The following is a 17071-nucleotide window of genomic DNA, read 5'->3' as shown; positions in this document are numbered from 1 at the left end:
TGAGTCGCAATCTGGTCGATCGCCTTCACACCCATGTCGCTGTGAGGGGGCGAAGGCGGAGGAGGAGCGGATGCAGGACGACCCGGGCGTCACGGGGCCGGTGTGGCTGCCGACCGCACCACCGTCCCTGGAGACGATGCTGGCCCCGACGCTGCAGCCCGTGCCGGTCCTTCCGGCGCTGGCCGCGGTGCTGCTGGTGCTGTACCTGGCGGGCGCGTGCCGGCTGTGGCTGCGAGGGCGGCGCTGGTCGATCGGTGCGACCATCTCGTTCACGGTGGGCTGTGTGGTGCTGGCGCTGGTGACCGGTGCGGGCATCGAGGGGTACGGGTTGCGGCTGTTCTCGGCGTTCATGTTCCAGCAGCTGACGTTGATGATGCTCGTCCCACCGCTGCTGGTGCTGGGGCGGCCCGGCACGTTGCTGCTGCGCGCGACCCCGCACCGGGGGTGGGCACGGTGGTGCTGGTCACGGCGCGGCGGGCCCTGCGCAGCCGGGTCAGTCGGGTGGTGCTGCACCCGGCGGTGATGGTGCCGTTGTTCCTGCTGGCGTTCTACGGGCTGTACCTGGCCGAGCTCGCCGACCCGCTGCTGCGCACCTGGACCGGGCACCTCGCCCTGGAGGTGGGGTTCCTGGTGGCCGGTCTGCTGTTCACCGTGCCGGTGCTGTCCACCGACCCGTTGCCGATCCGGCAGACCCATCATGGCCGGGCACTGGACCTGGTGCTGGAGATGCCCCTGCACGCGTTCTTCGGGGTGATCGTGATGATGGCCACCGCGCCGATGGTCCCCTTGTTCGCCGCGCCGCCGGCCGGCTGGGGGATCGATCCCCTGCGCGACCAGCAGCTGGCCGGTGGGCTGGCCTGGTCCTACGGGGAGGCGCCGGGACTGCTGATGCTCCTGCTGATCGCCAGCAGGTGGCAGCGCAACGACACCGAGCGGTCCAGAGCCCGAGACCGGCAGATCGACCGCGACGGCGGCGCCGACGCCGAGCTCGAGGACTACAACGCCTACCTCGCGCGCTTGAACGGCTCGCGGCCCTCGGGGGCGCCACCTGCACAACCGTGATGGTCGGAGCCTCACAGGACCTCGGCATCGGAGGTTGCCGACACCGCGGTGGTGGTCTTCTCGACGATGTCCTGGCCGAGCCGGATCCCGGTGTAGGCCGCGACAGCCATCAGCGCGAGGAACCCGACGATCAGGCGCCCCTCCAGCCACGAGGGCCACACGCGGGTCACCCACACCCGGCCCGGCACCCGCAAGGCGCGCACCCGCTGGGCCCGCACCCCCAGCCTCGGGGCCTGGGCCTCCGCCGCGCGGAGCCGCCGCGGGAAGGGGCGGCGGCTGCGGTCACGGCCGGGTCGCCGACTGCCGACCAGCGCACCGCTGACGACAGCGGCCGCCGCCAGGACGTAGACGGCGGTCTGCGGCGTGGTGCCCAGTCGCGCCGCCGGGGTGAGCGTGCTGCGCAGCGGCAGCGAGGCGATGAGCTCCTCATCGGTGAACAGACCGGTCCGCGCCACGACCGCCCCGTCCGGCATGATCATCGCGCTGACGCCGACGGTGGAGACCTGGACGGTCGACCTGCCGTGCTCCACCGCCCGGAAGCGGGACATCGCCAGCTGCTGGGTCGACTCCGGAGTGCGCCCGAACGAGGCGTTGTTGGTCGGGATGACGATCAGCTCTGCCCCGTCGAGGACCCCTTCGCGGATGAGGTCTGCGTAGGCGACCTCGAAGCAGATCCCGGTGGCCAGGCGCACGTCACGTCCGAGCGCGTCGATCCACACGTCCATGACGGCGGGGTCGCCGCCGGCTGCCATGTCCGTGGCGACCCGGTCGACGAGCGGAGTGAGCTGGCGGAAGAATGCGCGGAAGGGGACGTACTCCCCGAAGGGGACCGGGTGCTGCTTGGCGTAGGCGTCGCCACTCCCCGCACCGGCGGTCCAGGAAATGATCTCGTTGTAGCGGATGTCCTGCCCGTCGGGGAACCGCTGGGTTCCCAGCAGCAGTGGGGCGCCGACCGCTGCGGCGGCGCGGTCCACGGTCGAAGCCTGCGCCAGGTCGGTGCGGGGGTCGATGTCGGCGGCACTCTCCGGCCACACCACCAGGTCCAGCTTGCGCCTTCCGGCGGTCGCCGCGAGCCGCTCGGTGCCTTGGGCGTGGTTGGCCGTGACGTCGCGGGCCTGCTCGGCCCAGTCGGCGCCCTGCTGCGGGACGTTGCCCTGGACGGCGCCGACCAGCAGTGAGCCGTTCTCCGGGCCGGCTGTCAGGGGAAGCCGGCCCGGGGCGCCGGCCAGGAGCACCGCGGCGAGCAGCGCCCGAGTCGCGGCGATAACCGCGGTGCGGCGCAGGTACTGCAGCGCCAGCGCGATCAGCGCCCCCGTCACGGCGACGAACGCGGAGACCAGGACCTCCCCTCCGTAGGGCGCGAGACGTAGCAGGGGCGCCTCGGTCTGGGAGAACGCCAGGAAGCCCCACGGGAAGCCCCCGAAAGGCCAGGAGCCGCGGACCTGCTCGATGGCGACCCACAGCACGGCTGCGGTGACCGCCTGGGCCAGCGGGCGACCGGTGAGCCAGACGGCCCTGCGCGCGTAGGTCCACAGCGCGCCGAAGCCGGCGACGTACAGCGCCTGGAACACGCTGAGCGCGACCCACGGGAGCGCCGATCCGGTGGCCTGCACTGCCCAGTGGACCAGCGGCAAGAAGAAGGCCAGCCCCCAGACCAGGCCGATGCCTGCGGCGCGGACCAGTGACGCGCCGCGCATCGCGAGCAGCAGGCACGCCATGCCGGCGTAGGCCAGCGGCCACCATCCCCGGTCAGGAAACGCGAGACTCGTCGCCCAGCCACCCACGCCTGCTCCGACCAGCACCAGCCCCGGCGGCATGAGGCCAGGCAATGAGGCGCCACCGTTGCGGCGTCGCGCATTCACGCGCTCGACCTCCTGCCGGGGCGACCCGGCGCGGACACGAAGCTCCCCGCCGGCCGTACGAGCTGGACCGGGCCGCGTGTCCGACAAGGAAGGCCGTTCGGACCCCGTGCTCACCCGGCGCCTCCCGATGGGTCGTCACGCACCTGCCGGGCGCACATCGGCGTCGGCCGGTCCTCAGACGCCGGCATAGGAATGCAGGCCCGTGATGAACAGGTTGACGCCGACGAAGTTGAACCAGAAGGCGGCGTATCCGGCCAGGGCCAGCCACCCGGCCTTCCTGCCGCGCCACCCGGCGGTGGACTGTGCGTGCAGGTAGGCGGCGTACAGCACCCAGGTGATGAAGGCCCAGGTCTCCTTGGGGTCCCAGCCCCAGTACCGGCCCCAGGAGTCCTCGGCCCAGATCGCGCCGGCCAGCACGGCGAACGTCCACACCGGGAAGGCGAACAGGTGGGCGGTGTGGGCGAGGCGCTCCAGGGTGGCGGCAGCCGGCGGCCGGCCGGCGTAGCCGCGGGTCGCCTGCCCGCCGGCGTCGCGCGCGTCGGCGCGTCGGCGCGTCAGGTACAGGCCGGTAGCAGCTGCCCCGACGGTGAAGACACCACCGGCGATGATCGCCGCCGCGACATGGATGACCAACCAGTACGAGTTCAGCACCGGGACCAGGTCCCCCGCGGGGGTGTAGAGCACCGTCACGGCCAACCCCAGGCACAAGGTGACCAGAGCAAGGACCCACACACCCAGGTCCCGAACCGGCTGGCCGCGGCGCAGGAACACCAGGTAAGCGGCCGTGGCGGCCAGTGTGGCGGCGGTCGTGAACTCATACATGTTGCCCCACGGCGCCCGGCCCACGGCCAGACCCCGGGCGACGACCCCGGCCAGGTGCAACACGAACGCGAGCGTGGTCAGTGCCGCCGCGATCCGCTCCGTGCGACGCGCGGCTGCATCGCGGATCGCGGGCCGGCCCCCAGCGGTCGGCGGCTGCGGGTCGGGAACGGCGGCATGTGCGCCGGCGGCGTCCGGCTCGAGGCGAGGCGCGTCCTCAGGCACCGGGTGCGACCGGCGGGCCGCCTGGTAGGCGTAGGCGAGCATCGCCAACGCATAAACCGCGATGGCGCTGTAGATGAGCCGGTCGCTCAGCTCGGCCAGGAGGTTGGGGATGGGCACGTTCAGTCCTCTCGGTCGTGCGGGGAAGCGTCTGCGCCGCCCGGTTCAGCGCCTGGCAGGGCGGCGAGCAGCGACGAAAGCTCGCCAGGGACCGGCTCACGGCGGGTCAGCGCGTAGCTGGCTGCCTCGACAGTCGCGGCGCCGCCTGCGGACGCTGCGCTGACACGGACCCAGACCCGGCGTCGGCGGACCGCCAGTGAGACCGTCAGGCCCAGCAGGAGGGCGACCGCGGCGACCAAGGAGAGCTCCTTGCCGGGGTCGTGGGCGATCTGAAAGTTCGCGAACCGCGAGACCGACTCGAACGTCAAGGTGCCCTGCCCGCCGGGCAACGTCATCGACTCACCAGGTCGCAGAGCGCGCGCGAACGGCTCGTCCCCGACCATGACCTGGCTCAGATCGGTCTTGTCCAGGCGGAAGACCGACTGCGGTGCGCCGTCACCCAGGCCGAGGTCACCGGTGTATGCGGTCAGCAGCAGCTGGGGATCGACCAGGTCCGGGTAGAGCGATCGAGGGCCGGCCGCGGGGTCGACGGAGGCGGTGGGCAGGAAGAACCCTTCGAACCCCAGCTGCGTCGGCTGCCCGTCCGGGACCTTGATCACGCCCTCGGAGGACAGGTTGCCGTCGAAGGGCACGAACACCACCGGCCCGGAGAACACCGTCTGACCCCGGCCATCGATGACGCTGACCACCGGGGCGTAGCCGTGGCCGGTGAGGAACATCTTGGTGCCCTCCACCTGCAGCGGGTGGTTCACCTCGACGGTGACCTTCTCCGCAGGGCCGCCGGGGGTGCGCAGCACGGTCAGGTCGGCCTGGAAGTCCCGGGCGCTGCCGCGTTGGGGGCCGGCCGTCTCGAACCTGGCAGTGAAGTCGTCCAGCGTGACCGAGAACGGACTCAGGCCCGCGGCGTCAGTCAAAGGCCCGGGAGTGAACTCGTCGTACTGCAGCCGCGTGTTCGTGAAGGAAGCACCCTCCACGACGATCACCCGCCCCTCGAAGCCGAAGAGCGACCCGATCGCGACGCCGAAGAGCAGGGCCAGAAGTGACAGGTGGAACACCAGGTTGCCGGCCTCGCGCAAGTACCCCTTCTCCGCCCGCACGGAATCGTCATCGACGACGACGCGAAACCTCCGGGCCCGCAGATGAGAGGCGGCTGCCTGCAGGATCTGCGCCGGCTCCGCGGCCACGGTCGCACGACGGTGGTCGTCCAGGCGCGCGAGGTTCGTCGGTGCCCGTGGGGGTTCAGCGCGCGCCGACTGCTACAGGCGCGCCGCGCGCGGCAGGACGCATCCAGTCATGGAGACCATGAGCAGCAGATAGATCGCGGCGAACCAGGGCGAGGAGTACACCTCAAAGAACCCAAGCCGGTCCAACCACGGGCCCACCACCGGGTTGTCAGCCAGGAAGCGGGTCACGGCGCCGGGGTCGAACGCGACCCCGCGCTGGGGAAGCAACGACCCGGGCACGGCAGCCAGGGCCAGCGCCAGCAACAGCAGCACTGCGGTCCGCATGGACGTCAGCGTCCGCCACGCCCACCTGGCCCATGCCACCAGGCCCTGCCCCGTCGGGCGCGGTGGCACCGCCATCACCCCAGGGCGAGCCGCCTCCTCGAGACGGTGGCTGAGCGCAGTGTCCTCGAGCGTGTCCTCGGCTGGCCGGGATGCCGTGGCCTCGGCGACGGCGTTACCGGGCCAGGCGCCGATTGATTCGGTCACCGGCCCGCAGACCCGGCTTCCCGCGCGTCGAGCATGTCATTGAGTACCGCGAGCTCGGCGGTCTGGGAGCTGACGATCGCCTGGGCCAGACGACGCACGTCCTGGTCCCCGACCAGGTCGAGGGCCGCCTGAGCCATGGCCACGCCGCCTTCGTGGTGCGCCACCATGAGCCGCAGGTACAGAACCTCAGCATCGAGCCCTCCCGCCTCGGCGAGCCTGCCCAGGTCCTCATCACTCGCTATCCCGGGCATCACCTCATCGGATCCCGGCCCCCGGTCGCGTCAGCACCGTCGCCCATGGACCCCATGCCGGAGCCGGGTTCGCTCATCCACTGCATCGGCGCGGCCAGGCTGGCCTGCGGAAGGTCCCACTGCTCCAGCCAGCCGTACATCTGCCCAGCCTGCTGCTGCTGGGTCAGCAGGATGTCCAGCGCCAGGGACCGGACCTCGGGATCCTCCGTGCCGTCGCGCACCATCGTGGACATCTCCACCGCCTGGGCGTGGTGCGCCTGCATGTCGCGGGCGAACCCAGCCTCGGCTGACCCCTCGGCCGGCCGCGAGACCCGCTCGCCTGCGCTGGTGAGGGCCGAACCGGCGACCAGGCCGGCGACGCCCACCACGGCGGCCACCAGGATCACCACCGCAACGGTCGGGAGCCTGCGTGCGCCAGCGCTCTCGCTCATCACGCGTCCACCCCGCCCGTGCACGGCGCACCCGGCTCCGGTGTCTGCTCACCCTGCTGGTACTTGACCAGGAACTGCTCCAGGCGCGGGTCATCCGCGGTTTCCAGCGCCAGCTGGGTCCCCCAGGCGCTGGCCACCACCGGCTCCTCGGGCATGCCATCGAAGGGGCTGAGCAGGACGTACGCGTTGCCCTCAGCCAGCTCGGCGAGCCGCTGCACCTGCTCGGCCGGCAGGTCCGAGCTATAGGTGATCCACACGGCACCGTGCTCCAGGGAATGCACCGCGAGCTCGTTGGCGATCGGCTCGGTGTACGTCCCGCAGTTGGCCCACACGCCCGCGTGGTCACCACCGACGGGCGGCGTCTGCTCGTACCGCACCGGCTGCTGGACATGGCTGGCCGACAGGTCACTGAAGGTCGCAACCCCTTCGATGTCGCCCGATGCTGCCTCAGTGACTTCGGCGGCGCGCCGCTGCTCGCCGACGAGCACGACAGCCGTCGCTCCGATGAGGACCCCGGCCACGAGCACGCTCGTGCCGGTGATGACCGCCGTGCGGCGGCGTTCGGCGCGCCGCTGCTGCTCGCGGATCTCGGCCAACCGGGCAGCGCGTTCGGCCGCTTCGTGCTTACGGGTTGCCATCAGTGGAGGCCTTTCGCTCTTCGACGTCGTTCAAAGGACGGTAGTGTAGCCCGAGATCGTGGACTGCAGGCCTCGCATCAGGTGGTCCCACACCCCGGTGGCCAGCAGCAGACCGGTGGTGATGAGCATGACCGCACCAGCGCGTTTGATCCCCACGGTGTGCCGACGTGCCCACTGGGTCGCCGTCAGTGCCCGCCGCATGCCCAGACCGACCGCGATGAACGGGAGACCGAGCCCGGCGGCGTAGACCGCGGCCAGCGTCGCCCCGCGCCCGGCGCTGGCCTCGGTGAACGCCAAGGTCTGCACCGTGGCGAGGGTCGGGCCCAGGCACGGTGTCCAGCCCAGTCCGAAGGTGACCCCCATCAGCGGGGCGCCGACCAGGCCCGACTTGGGACGCAGCCGCGGCAGCAGCTGGCGCTGGGACCGGGGCAGCCAGCCGGCGAAGACCAGACCCATCACCACGACCACGACGCCCAGGACACGGGTGAGCACCGCTTGCGAGGACTGCAGCGTCGCGCCAAGACCGCCGAAGAGGGCGCCGTAGGCGACGAAGACCGAGGCGAACCCCAGGATGAACAAGGCAGTACCCACCACCACCGGACGTCGCCGCGTCGCGACACCCTCATCGAGCAAGGGGCCGCCAGCGACGTAGGACACGTACCCGGGCACCACGGGCAGCACGCACGGGGACACGAAGGAGATCAGCCCCGCCAGGGCTGCGACGGCCACGGCGGCCAGCATCGGGCCGGTCGCGACCAGGTCTTGGAGCATGCTCACGACGACGTGGCGGGCTCGGCCAGGACCGTGTCCAGCAGGGCGGTCAGGGTCGACTCCTGCACCGCGCCGAGGACGCGCGCCGCCGGCCTCCCGTCACGGTCCAGGAGCAGGGTCACCGGGACCCCGGCTCCGGGGAGGTGATCGGCCAGGCTCAGCAGGGTCTTGCCTTTCCTGTCGTCGATGCTCGGGTAGGTGATCCCGTAGCTGTCCTCGAACGCGATCGCCGCGGCCGGATTGTCGCGCACGTTGACCCCGACGAACCGCACTCCCTGGTTCGCCTATGCAGCCGACGTGGCGGCAAGGATCGGCGCCTCCTCCCGGCACGGCGCACACCACGAACCCCACACGTTGATCACCACGACGTCGCCGCGCCATGCGGCGATGTCGATCGCCTCACCAGTCAGCCCGGTTCCCGACAGTGCCACCGGTCCAGCCCGGTCCTCAGGTGCGTACTCCGTCACCGTCGTGCTGCCCGCCGCCGCCGAGGACCCCTCGAGCGCCGCGCCTTGGCCCGCCGACAGGAAGCCGGTGAGCTGGACCGCCACCACGCCTGCAGTGACGAGGACCAGGACCAGGAGGATCACCCGCGGGCCGGTCAGTGGCCGGCGCGGCCGTGCCCGTGCGGGCGATCCCTGGACCGGAGGTCCGCCGGCCGCGGTCGGCTCATCCACGAGCGGTGATCAGCTCGGACGGCTCCGCCCACAGACTCTCACCCGGTGCGGCGACGCCCAGGGCGTCCAGTAGCGCCGCGCCCTGGGAGGTCAGCCGGCACATGACCAGCTTGCCGTGCCGGCGGGAGGTCACCAGGCCGGCGCGGCGCAGAACGCGCAGGTGGTGCGAGACCAGGTTCGGCGCGGCGCCGACGACCCACGCCAGATCGCAGACGCACAGCTCGGCCCCGAGGGCCAGGGCCGTTGCCGTGCGAAGGCGCACCGGGTCCGCCAGTGCCTTGGCGGTAACGGCCATCGCCTGGGAGCGGTGCGCCTTCGGCAGTGCTGCACGGACCGCCTCGGCGCGCGACACGTCCAGGCACAGCAGGTCGCACCCCTCAGCCGTCATACGGTCATCGTAACGAACGTTGATGTGAGCACCGGCCGCCGATCGTGCTGGTGGCCACTACCGACGCGAGGCCCGCGCGAGTGCCACTCACCCGATCCCGCTCGTGCCGTCCCCGCTCGGTGTTGCGGGTGTCGGGTGGCGCAGGGTGACCAGCACCAGCAAAGCGACGCCGGTGACGATCGCGGTGTCGGCGATGTTGAAGGTCGGGAACCACCTGCTGTGCAGGTAGTCGGTGACCACCCCGTCCCCAGCCCGGTCCACGACGTTCGCGATCGCCCCACCCAGGACCAGGGCGAGGGCAGGCAACCGCCCGCGCGAAAGAGCGGCGCCGGTCCGCCAGGCGACCACACCGACCGCAGCGGTGACGAGCGCGGTGATAGTGAGCACGAGCCAGGTCGGGACGCCAGCCCCGACGGAGAATGCCACCCCCGCGTTGTAGGCCAACCTCAGCTCGACCGGACCCAAAGGGATGACCCGCTCCTGCAGCGAACCCACTGCCCAGGCCTTGACGCCCAGGTCGACAGCGGCCAACGCAGCAGCGCCCAGCCCTGCCGCCAGGCGCCGCCGCGTCGGGCTGGCCAAGCCCCGTTTCTCCTCCCTTGCGGTGCCAGCGGTCACCGCGTAGCCAGCGCCGGACGCTCGACGGCCGCAGCAGTCCCCGTGATGGCCTGCGGCAGTGGGCGAGTGCGGCCGGCGCGGACGCCGTTAGCGATCACTACGACCTCGGCCACCTCGTGCACGAGGACCACGGCGGCCAGGCCCAGGACACCGGTCAGGGCCAGGGGCATGAGCACGATGATGATCGCCAGGGACAGCCCGACGTTCTGCAGCATGATGCGCCTGGCCCTGCGGGCGTGGGCGAACGCCTGGGGCAGGTGACGCAGGTCCTCACCCATGAGCGCGACGTCGGCGGTCTCGATCGCCACGTCGGTGCCCATCGCTCCCATCGCGATGCCGAGGTCGGCGGTCGCCAGCGCGGGGGCGTCGTTGACGCCGTCACCGACCATCGCGGTGCGGCGCTGGGTGCGCAGCTGGGCGACCAGTGCGGCCTTGTCCTCCGGGCGCAGGTCCGCGTGGACCTCGTCGATGCCGACCTCGCGGGCCAGGGCGGTCGCGGTCAGCGTGTTGTCGCCGGTGAGCATGGTGACGTGGTAGCCATCGCGGCGCAGCTGGGCCACGACCTGCGCGGCCTCGGGCCGCAGCTCGTCGCGCACGGCGACCGCGCCGAGCAGCGAGCCGTTCTCCTCGATCAGGACGGCGGTCGCCCCCGCCTGCTGCATCCGCTCCACCTCAGCGGCCAGTGATCCGGCGTGGACCCATCCGGGTCGCCCGAGCCGGGCAGGCCGACCCTCGAACGTCCCGGTCAGGCCCGCACCGGGGACTGCCTCGACGTCGGTGGCGGGGGTGGCCGGGGTTACGGCGGCCAGGATGGCCCGTGCCAGGGGTGCTCGCTGCGTGCTTCGAGGGCGGCCGCGACCTGCAGGACGCGCTCCTGGGTGCGGCCGGGCGCGGCGACGACGGCCACGACGGTAGGGGCGTTGCGGGTCAGCGTCCCGGTCTTGTCCAGGGCGACCCCGCGGATGGCACCGAGGGCCTCCACGGCCGCGCCGCCCTTGATGAGCACACCCTGCTTGGAGGCGGCCCCGACGGCGGCGACCACGGAGACCGGCACGGAGATCGCCAGGGCGCACGGTGACGCTGCGACGAGCACGACCAGGGCCCGCTCGATCCACGTGCCCGGGTCGCCCAGCAGGCTGCCGACGACGGCGATGAGCGCGGCGGCGATCATCACACCGGGCACTAGCGGCTTGGCGATGCGGTCCGCCAGGCGTTGGGCTTCGCCCTTGCGGGACTGCTCGGCCTCGACGATCCGCACGATCCGCGCCAGGGAGTTGTCCTGCGCGGTGGTGGTCACCTCCACCTCGAGGACGCCGGATCCGTTGATCGACCCCGCGTAGACGTCTTGTCCGGGTCCGGCCTCCACGGGCACCGACTCACCGGTGATGGCTGAGACGTCCAGGGCGGTGCGACCGGTGCGGATGATCCCGTCGGTGGCGACCCGCTCCCCGGGCCTGACCACCATCAGGTCCCCGATGCCCAGCTCACCGGGAGCTACCGTGGTCTCTGCACCGTCGCGCAGCACCGTCGCGGTAGCGGGCACGAGGTTCAGCAGCGCCCTCAGGCCGCGGCGGGTGCGGGCCAGGGAGTACTCCTCCAGGCCCTCGCTGATGGAGAACAAGAACGCCAGCGCGGCCGCCTCGGCGACCTCACCGAGCAGCACCGCGCCGATCGCGGCGATCGTCATCAGGGTCCCGACGCCGATCTTGCCCTTGACCAGTCGCCGGATCGTGCTGGGGACGAACGTCCACGCACCGACCAGCAGCGCCACCCAGTTCAGCACCGTCGCAACGGCGGACTGATCCCTGGACCCTGCGACCAGGCCCGCCAGGAGCAGCACGCCGGCGACGGCGGCGAAGCGGAGCTCGCTGACCTCCCACAGCCGCTCGGCCTCGTGCTCCTCGGCTTCCTCGCCGCCGGGGGTGGTCTCGTCGTCGCTGCAGCCGCAGGCGTCGCTCATCGTGCACTCTCCTTGGCGATCGGGTCAGAGGTGGTGGGACTTGCGTAGGTGGGGCACAAGGCCACAGCGTTGCCGGTCGCGGCCAGCAGGCCCTCGGCCACAGCCAGCAGGTCCAGCAGTTCAGGGCGGGTCAGGTGGTAGACCGACGCGCGTCCCTGCGCGCGGTAGTCGACCAACCCGCAGTCCCGCAGGCAGGCCAGGTGTGAGGACACGGTGGACTGGCTCAGGCCCAGCTCGGTGCACAGGTCCACGACCCGCGCCTCGCCCCTCGCCAGGCGGCGCACCAGCGCCAGGCGCGTCGGGTCGCCCAGGCCTCGGAACAACGCCCCTGCGGGCGCGAGCTCGGCCCGGCCACTTACATCAGGACTTGCGGTGATCATCGGCCTGGGTCGATGCTAGCGCCTATCGGGTGTGGATTCGACCCGGCCGGGCTCCGGAGGCTGCTGTGTCCGATCTATCGGCCGCCCCGGCCACAGCCGCGAGTAGCGCGCGGGCCTCGCACCGCAACCAACCGAAAGGCCCCTCGATGGAACTGGCCGTAGCCGCCCTGCAGGCCGTCGGTCTGTTCCTGGTGACCAACATCGACGACATCATCGTGCTCTCACTGTTCTTCGCCCGCGGCACCGGCGCCCCAGGCACCACCGCCAAGATCATCGCCGGGCAGTACCTCGGCTTCGGCGCCATCCTCATCGCCTCCGTCCTGGTCGCACTCGGCGCCAACGCCTTCCTGCCTGAAGACGCCATCGCCTACTTCGGACTCATACCCCTGCTCCTGGGCCTCTACGCCGCCTGGCGGGCCTGGCGTGGCCGCGACGCCGACGATGACGACCCGGGCAAGGCCGTCGCCGTCTGGACCGTCGCAGCGGTCACCTTCGCCAACGGCGGCGACAACATCGGCGTCTACGTCCCGGTCTTCCTCACCGTCGGCCCCGCCGCGACCGCCGCGTACGCCGTCGTGTTCCTCGCCCTGGTCGCCGTGCTCGTCCTGGCCGCCAGGTACGTCGCCACCCGACGACCCATCGCCGAAGTCCTCGAACGCTGGGAACACGTCCTGTTCCCCCTCGTCCTGATCGGACTGGGCATCGTCATCCTCCTCGAGGGCGGCGCCTTCGGGCTGTAGAGCCGTTGGCCGTTGCCGGTGGCGGCGGAGAAGGTCATCGTCGGCGGGCGATTGCCGGTCACGGTTCTCGGCCGCCCCCTGGCCTGCTGCCGATGCGCGGACGGCGGTCGCGGCTCAGAGGTACCGACAGACGTCGGTCGGGTCGCAGGCCCCCGGGTCAGGTGCGGCGGCGGCGTCTCGCAGCTCGGTGACGTTCTCGCGCAGCGCCTGAAGGTCCGCGATCTGGCGGTCGAGCTGGTGGACGCGGCTGTCGAGCAGCTGGCGGACGTGGTGGCAGGGCGCCGCACCGGCGTCTCGTACGTGCAGCACCTCTCGGATCTGCGCCAGGGTCAGGCCGGCGGCCTGACCACGGCGGATGAAGTTCAGTCGCTGGAGGGTCGCGGGCTCGTAGTCGCGGTAGCCGGTGGTGGTGCGCTCGGGCGCCGGGAGGAGCCCTGCCTGTTCGTAGTAGCGCAGCGTCTTGGTCGTGGTGCCGCTCGCCTGGGCCAGCTCTCCGATACGCACATCGCCTCCAGCTGCCGAGCCTACCGGCCTTGACCTTCCAGTGCGCTAGAAGGTCCAGGCTGGCGCCTGGACCGGGACCGACGACGAAGGGATCTGGTATGAGCGCGGGCTATGACGTGGACCTGGCGGTGGTCGGCTCCGGTGGTGCGGCGATGGCGGCTGCGATCACCGCTCGGCAGGCTGGGCACACCGTGGTCCTGATCGAGCGCGGCGTTCTCGGTGGGACCTGCGTGAACATCGGCTGCGTGCCGTCCAAGACGCTCCTGGCGGCCGCCGGCGCCCGACACTCCGCCCTGACCAATCCCTTCGACGGCGCTCCCACGTCCGCAGGTGGCGTAGACCTACGAGCGCTGGTTCACCAGAAGGACGAGCTCGTCGAGCGCATGCGCAGTACGAAGTACGCCCACGTCGCCGCCGCCCATGGGTTCGAGGTCGTGCCTGGGCACGCCAGGTTCCTCGATCGCGACACGCTCGCGGTCGACGGCAAGCCGCTGCGCGCCCAGGCGTACGTGGTGGCCACCGGGGCCGCGCCGGCGGTGCCCGAGCTGGCGGGTCTGGACAGCGTGGACTGGTTGACGTCGACGACGGCCATGGAACTCGAGCAGGTGCCGAGGTCCCTGGTGGTGATCGGTGGCGGCTACGTCGGGCTCGAGCAGGCGCAGCTCTTGGCCCGTCTCGGTGCGAGGGTGTCCCTGGTCGGGCGCGTGGCCCCCGGGCCGAGCCGGAGCTGGCCGAACCCCTGCGTGCGGTCTTTGCCGAGGACGGCATCGGTGTCCTCGAGGAGCACGCCGTCGCCGTCTCGGTCGACGGAGGCGAGGTCGTCGTACGGGCCGCCTCGGGTGCTGCCGTCCGCGCAGAACGGCTGCTGATCGCCACCGGTCGCACGGCCCGCACCGACGGGCTGGGGCTCGCCGCAGCCGGCGTCGACGTCGACGAGCGGGGTTTCGTCGTCACGGATGAGTTCCAGCGCACGACCAACCCGCGCGTCTACGCCGCAGGCGACGTGTCCGGTGCCCCGCAGTACGTCTACGTCGCCGCCGCCGCAGGCCGCGCCGCCGCCACCAACGCACTGACCGGCCCGGACGGTCCTGGGGCGCGGGTCGACTACACCGGCCTGCCCACCGTGGTCTTCACCAACCCCCAGCTCGCCTCGGCCGGGCTGAGCGAGAAGGAGACCCTCGAGCGCGGCCACGACTGCAGGTCCCGAGTACTGAACCTCTCAGAGGTCCCGCGTGCCATGGTCAACCGCGACACCCGAGGGGCCGTGAAGATCGTCGCCGACGCCACAACAGGCAACGTCCTGGGGGTGCACGCCCTCGCCGACGGTGCCGGCGAGATCATGCTCGCCGCGACCTACGCCATCAGAACCGGCATGACGGTCGACGACCTCGCAGACACCTGGGCGCCCTACCTGACCATGGCCGAGAGCCTGCGGATCGCCGCAAGCTGGGCGGATTCAACTGGTCGTCGCAACACCTTGATTGGGAGGTGTGTGATGGTGCGTCGTCAGCAGGATGCAGATCGAGCGATCAGGCCCAAGTTGAGGTCTCCTGGTCATCCGAAGTTCCAACGCCACGTCGAGGCTGCGTTTTGGGTCGAGATCGCCAAGGGGCTGATGCCGATCGAGGCTGCTGCGGTTGTCGGCGTGGCGCCCGCGGTCGCGCAGCGGTGGTTCCGCCACGCTGGCGGTATGCCGCCATTCGACATCGCGTGGAAGCCTTCGGGCAGGTATCTGTCGTTTCCTGAACGTGAGGAGATTGCGTTGCTGCATGTCCAGGGCAAGGGCGTTCGCGAGATCGCTCGCACCATCGGACGTGACCCGGGGACGATCTCGCGTGAGCTGCGCCGCAACGCCGCCACGCGCTCGGACTCGAGTGGCTATCGGGCGTCGGTCGCGCAGTGGAAGGCCGACATGGCGGCCAAGCGACCCAAGGTAGCGAAGCTCGTCGCGAACCCGCGCCTTCGCGCCTACGTCGAGGAGCGTTTGAATGGCCAGATCTGTCTGCCGGACGGAACGATCGTGCCAGGTCCGCCACCGCCTCGCTTCACCGGCTTGGGCAAGCCCCACCGCAAGGACCGCGCCTGGACCAGGGCGTGGAGCCCCGAGCAGATCTCGCACCGCCTCAAGGTCGACTTCCCCGATGATGTCTCCATGCGCATCAGCCACGAAGCGATCTACCAGTCGCTCTACATCGAGGGCCGCGGTGCGCTGAAGCGTGAGCTGGTGTGGTGCCTGCGCACGGGGCGCGCGCTGCGAATGCCACGTGAGCGCTCAAGGCGCAAGACGTGGGCCCACGTCACACCCGAGACGCTGATCAGTGAACGACCCGCCGAGGCTGACGACCGCGCAGTTCCCGGCCACTGGGAAGGAGATCTTCTCATTGGGCTGGAGCGTTCCGCGATAGGCACCGTCGTAGAGCGCAAGACACGCGTCACGATGCTCGTACACCTTCCTCGCGAGGAGGGCTACCGGCACAAGGCCACCCCGAAGAACGGCCCGGCGCTGGCCGGCTATGGCGCGATCACGATGGCGAAGGCGCTGACGAACACGATGTCGACCCTGCCGACGGAGCTGGCCCGGTCGCTGACCTGGGATCGCGGCAAGGAGATGTCCGCACACGCGCAGTTCAAGGTCGCGACCGGCATCCCGGTGTTTTTCGCGGACCCGCAGTCACCGTGGCAGCGCGGCACGAATGAGAACACCAACGGGCTGCTACGCCAGTACTTTCCCAAAGGCACGGACCTGTCGCGCTGGTCCGCCGAGGAACTCGCCGCCGTCGCTCACGCCATCAACACCCGACCCCGCAAGACCCTCGGCTGGAAGACCCCGGCCGAAGCCTTCAACGAGCAGCTACTGTTGCTTCAACAAGGCGGTGTTGCATCGACCGGTTGAACCTGGTCTGTTCCGCAACCATTTGCCGACGTCCTGCTGCGCCTGACCGGTCCAGCGCCCTCGACGCCACCGCTGTCATTCCGGCCGCGCTATGTGCTGACCGCACCAAACCCGGCACTGTCGCCCGCGACCCGGATGCTGTGGCCAGCTTCGGCCCCATGCCGCCGAGCTCAGCCACACACCCGGCTCTACACCTGGCGGCGGCTGGGCGCTCTGGGCCGCCCGCCGCTCCGCGCTGAGCCGAACCAGGCGCTGGCGCCGACCGTCTCACGCCACCGCCGGAAACGAACGATTCCGCTACACGCGCCGGAGGGCCGGGCGGCGCGCGTCGTCGACGAGGCGCCTGATGTAGCGGAACTGCGTGCCGAAAACTACGGCGCGATACTTCCCGTGTCGGACGGGTTTCGCTACGGTCGACGCGTGGGGCATCTCCTGGGGTACGCGCGCGTGTCGACAACCGATCAGGACGCGTCGCTGCAGGTCGATGCGCTGACCAAGGCCGGGTGCTACCGGGTGTTCGTCGACACCGGCTCCGGGTCGCTGCAGCACCGGCCGGAGCTGGACAAGCTGCTGGACCAGCTGCGCCCGGGGGACACCCTGGTGGTGTGGCGGCTGGACCGGCTCGGCCGGTCGATCCGCCACCTGATCGACCAGCTGCAGGTCCTGGCCGACCGCGGCGTGGGGTTCCGGTCGTTGCAGGAGACCATCGACACCACCTCCCCAGGCGGACGGTTGGTGTTTCACGTCTTCGCGGCACTGGCCGAGTTCGAGCGCGACCTGATCCGAGAGCGCACCAACGCCGGCCTGGCGGCCGCTCGTGCTCGGGGCCGCAGCGGTGGGCGGCCGTCGGCGTTGTCCGCGGACCAGGTCCGGGCGGCCCGACGGATGTATGAGCAGAAGGACATGACCGTCGCCCAGATCGGGCAGGTGCTCGGCGTCTCCCGCACCACCATCTACCGGGCCCTGAACCGCGCGCCCGCCGCAGCGGCCCCGTCACGACGAGCCACGAGCGCCGTGTAGGCC

17 protein-coding genes and 3 pseudogenes are annotated in these 17071 nt (G+C 71.2%); 6 read left to right on the top strand and 14 right to left on the bottom strand.

Going from position 1 to position 17071, the window contains the following annotated elements:
* Nucleotides 1-70: 70 nt before the first annotated feature.
* A complete protein-coding gene (locus QUE44_RS14430; protein WP_433997171.1) occupies nt 71-523 on the top strand; it encodes a cytochrome c oxidase assembly protein in 453 nt (150 codons plus the stop codon).
* Complete coding sequence (locus tag QUE44_RS14425; protein WP_433997170.1) at nt 454-1062, top strand: cytochrome c oxidase assembly protein; 609 nt, start codon at nt 454-456, stop codon at nt 1060-1062. Before QUE44_RS14430 ends, QUE44_RS14425 begins: the two co-directional genes overlap by 70 nt.
* Nucleotides 1063-1073: 11 nt before the next feature.
* Here the strand turns inward: QUE44_RS14425 and lnt are convergent, their stop codons facing one another.
* From lnt to QUE44_RS11745, 13 genes and pseudogenes are all read right to left on the bottom strand, one after another.
* Nucleotides 1074-2924 (bottom strand): apolipoprotein N-acyltransferase, encoded by a 1851-nt coding sequence (gene lnt, locus QUE44_RS11805; RefSeq protein ID WP_286214765.1) that lies wholly within the window; start codon nt 2922-2924, stop codon nt 1074-1076.
* Nucleotides 2925-3098: 174 nt separating this feature from the next.
* Nucleotides 3099-4085: a c-type cytochrome biogenesis protein CcsB gene (ccsB, locus tag QUE44_RS11800; RefSeq protein WP_286214764.1), complete on the bottom strand. Its 987-nt coding sequence runs from the start codon at nt 4083-4085 to the stop codon at nt 3099-3101.
* Nucleotides 4086-4087: 2 nt separating this feature from the next.
* Nucleotides 4088-5593, bottom strand: a pseudogene (resB, locus tag QUE44_RS11795) (cytochrome c biogenesis protein ResB).
* 200 nt (nt 5594-5793) lie between these two features.
* Nucleotides 5794-6048, bottom strand: a complete 255-nt coding sequence (locus QUE44_RS11790) for a DUF305 domain-containing protein (RefSeq protein WP_286214763.1) — start codon at nt 6046-6048, stop codon at nt 5794-5796.
* Nucleotides 6048-6479, bottom strand: coding sequence for a DUF305 domain-containing protein (locus tag QUE44_RS11785; protein WP_286214762.1), 432 nt, complete (start codon nt 6477-6479; stop codon nt 6048-6050). Before QUE44_RS11785 ends, QUE44_RS11790 begins: the two co-directional genes overlap by 1 nt.
* Nucleotides 6479-7117, bottom strand: a complete 639-nt coding sequence (locus QUE44_RS11780; protein ID WP_084074655.1) for a thioredoxin-like domain-containing protein — start codon at nt 7115-7117, stop codon at nt 6479-6481. Before QUE44_RS11780 ends, QUE44_RS11785 begins: the two co-directional genes overlap by 1 nt.
* A gap of 30 nt (nt 7118-7147) precedes the next feature.
* A complete protein-coding gene (locus QUE44_RS11775) occupies nt 7148-7888 on the bottom strand; it encodes a cytochrome c biogenesis CcdA family protein (RefSeq protein WP_084074658.1) in 741 nt (246 codons plus the stop codon).
* A 2-nt stretch (nt 7889-7890) separates the two neighbouring features.
* A complete protein-coding gene (locus tag QUE44_RS11770) occupies nt 7891-8160 on the bottom strand; it encodes a TlpA family protein disulfide reductase (protein ID WP_286214756.1) in 270 nt (89 codons plus the stop codon).
* 12 nt (nt 8161-8172) lie between these two features.
* On the bottom strand, nt 8173-8478 hold the full coding sequence (locus tag QUE44_RS11765; protein WP_286214755.1) for a TlpA disulfide reductase family protein: 306 nt from the start codon (nt 8476-8478) through the stop codon (nt 8173-8175).
* Nucleotides 8479-8557: 79 nt separating this feature from the next.
* Complete coding sequence (locus QUE44_RS11760; RefSeq protein WP_286214753.1) at nt 8558-8953, bottom strand: ArsR/SmtB family transcription factor; 396 nt, start codon at nt 8951-8953, stop codon at nt 8558-8560.
* An 87-nt stretch (nt 8954-9040) separates the two neighbouring features.
* Entirely contained in the window at nt 9041-9535 is a 495-nt protein-coding gene (locus QUE44_RS11755) for a signal peptidase II (RefSeq protein ID WP_286214751.1), read from the bottom strand.
* A gap of 32 nt (nt 9536-9567) precedes the next feature.
* Nucleotides 9568-11531, bottom strand: a pseudogene (locus QUE44_RS11750) (heavy metal translocating P-type ATPase).
* Nucleotides 11528-11911 carry an ArsR/SmtB family transcription factor gene (locus tag QUE44_RS11745; RefSeq protein WP_286214749.1) on the bottom strand — a complete coding sequence of 128 codons (384 nt, stop codon included), beginning with the start codon at nt 11909-11911 and terminating at the stop codon, nt 11528-11530. Before QUE44_RS11745 ends, QUE44_RS11750 begins: the two are co-directional and overlap by 4 nt.
* Before the next feature lie 146 nt (nt 11912-12057).
* Between QUE44_RS11745 and QUE44_RS11740 the strand changes: the two genes are divergently transcribed.
* Entirely contained in the window at nt 12058-12651 is a 594-nt protein-coding gene (locus tag QUE44_RS11740) for a cadmium resistance transporter (protein WP_286214748.1), read from the top strand.
* Between the two features lie 114 nt (nt 12652-12765).
* On the opposite strand, the gene QUE44_RS11735 is transcribed toward QUE44_RS11740, so the two are convergent.
* Nucleotides 12766-13155, bottom strand: a complete 390-nt coding sequence (locus QUE44_RS11735; RefSeq protein WP_019285885.1) for a heavy metal-responsive transcriptional regulator — start codon at nt 13153-13155, stop codon at nt 12766-12768.
* A gap of 98 nt (nt 13156-13253) precedes the next feature.
* Between QUE44_RS11735 and merA the strand changes: the two are divergent.
* The 3 genes and pseudogenes from merA to QUE44_RS11720 all read left to right on the top strand — a co-directional run.
* Nucleotides 13254-14599 (top strand): annotated as a pseudogene (gene merA, locus QUE44_RS11730) (mercury(II) reductase); the annotation flags it as partial.
* Between the two features lie 51 nt (nt 14600-14650).
* Nucleotides 14651-16048: an IS30 family transposase gene (locus tag QUE44_RS11725; RefSeq protein WP_286216765.1), complete on the top strand. Its 1398-nt coding sequence runs from the start codon at nt 14651-14653 to the stop codon at nt 16046-16048.
* A gap of 420 nt (nt 16049-16468) precedes the next feature.
* Complete coding sequence (locus tag QUE44_RS11720; protein ID WP_147794727.1) at nt 16469-17068, top strand: recombinase family protein; 600 nt, start codon at nt 16469-16471, stop codon at nt 17066-17068.
* Nucleotides 17069-17071 lie beyond the last annotated feature (3 nt).

The sequence above is a fragment of the Demequina sediminis genome, assembly GCF_030296675.1.
Classification (GTDB): Bacteria; Actinomycetota; Actinomycetes; order Actinomycetales; family Demequinaceae; genus Demequina; species Demequina sediminis.
The sequence above is the reverse complement of the archived record's forward strand: the minus strand, read 5'-3'. Positions and strand labels throughout refer to the sequence as shown.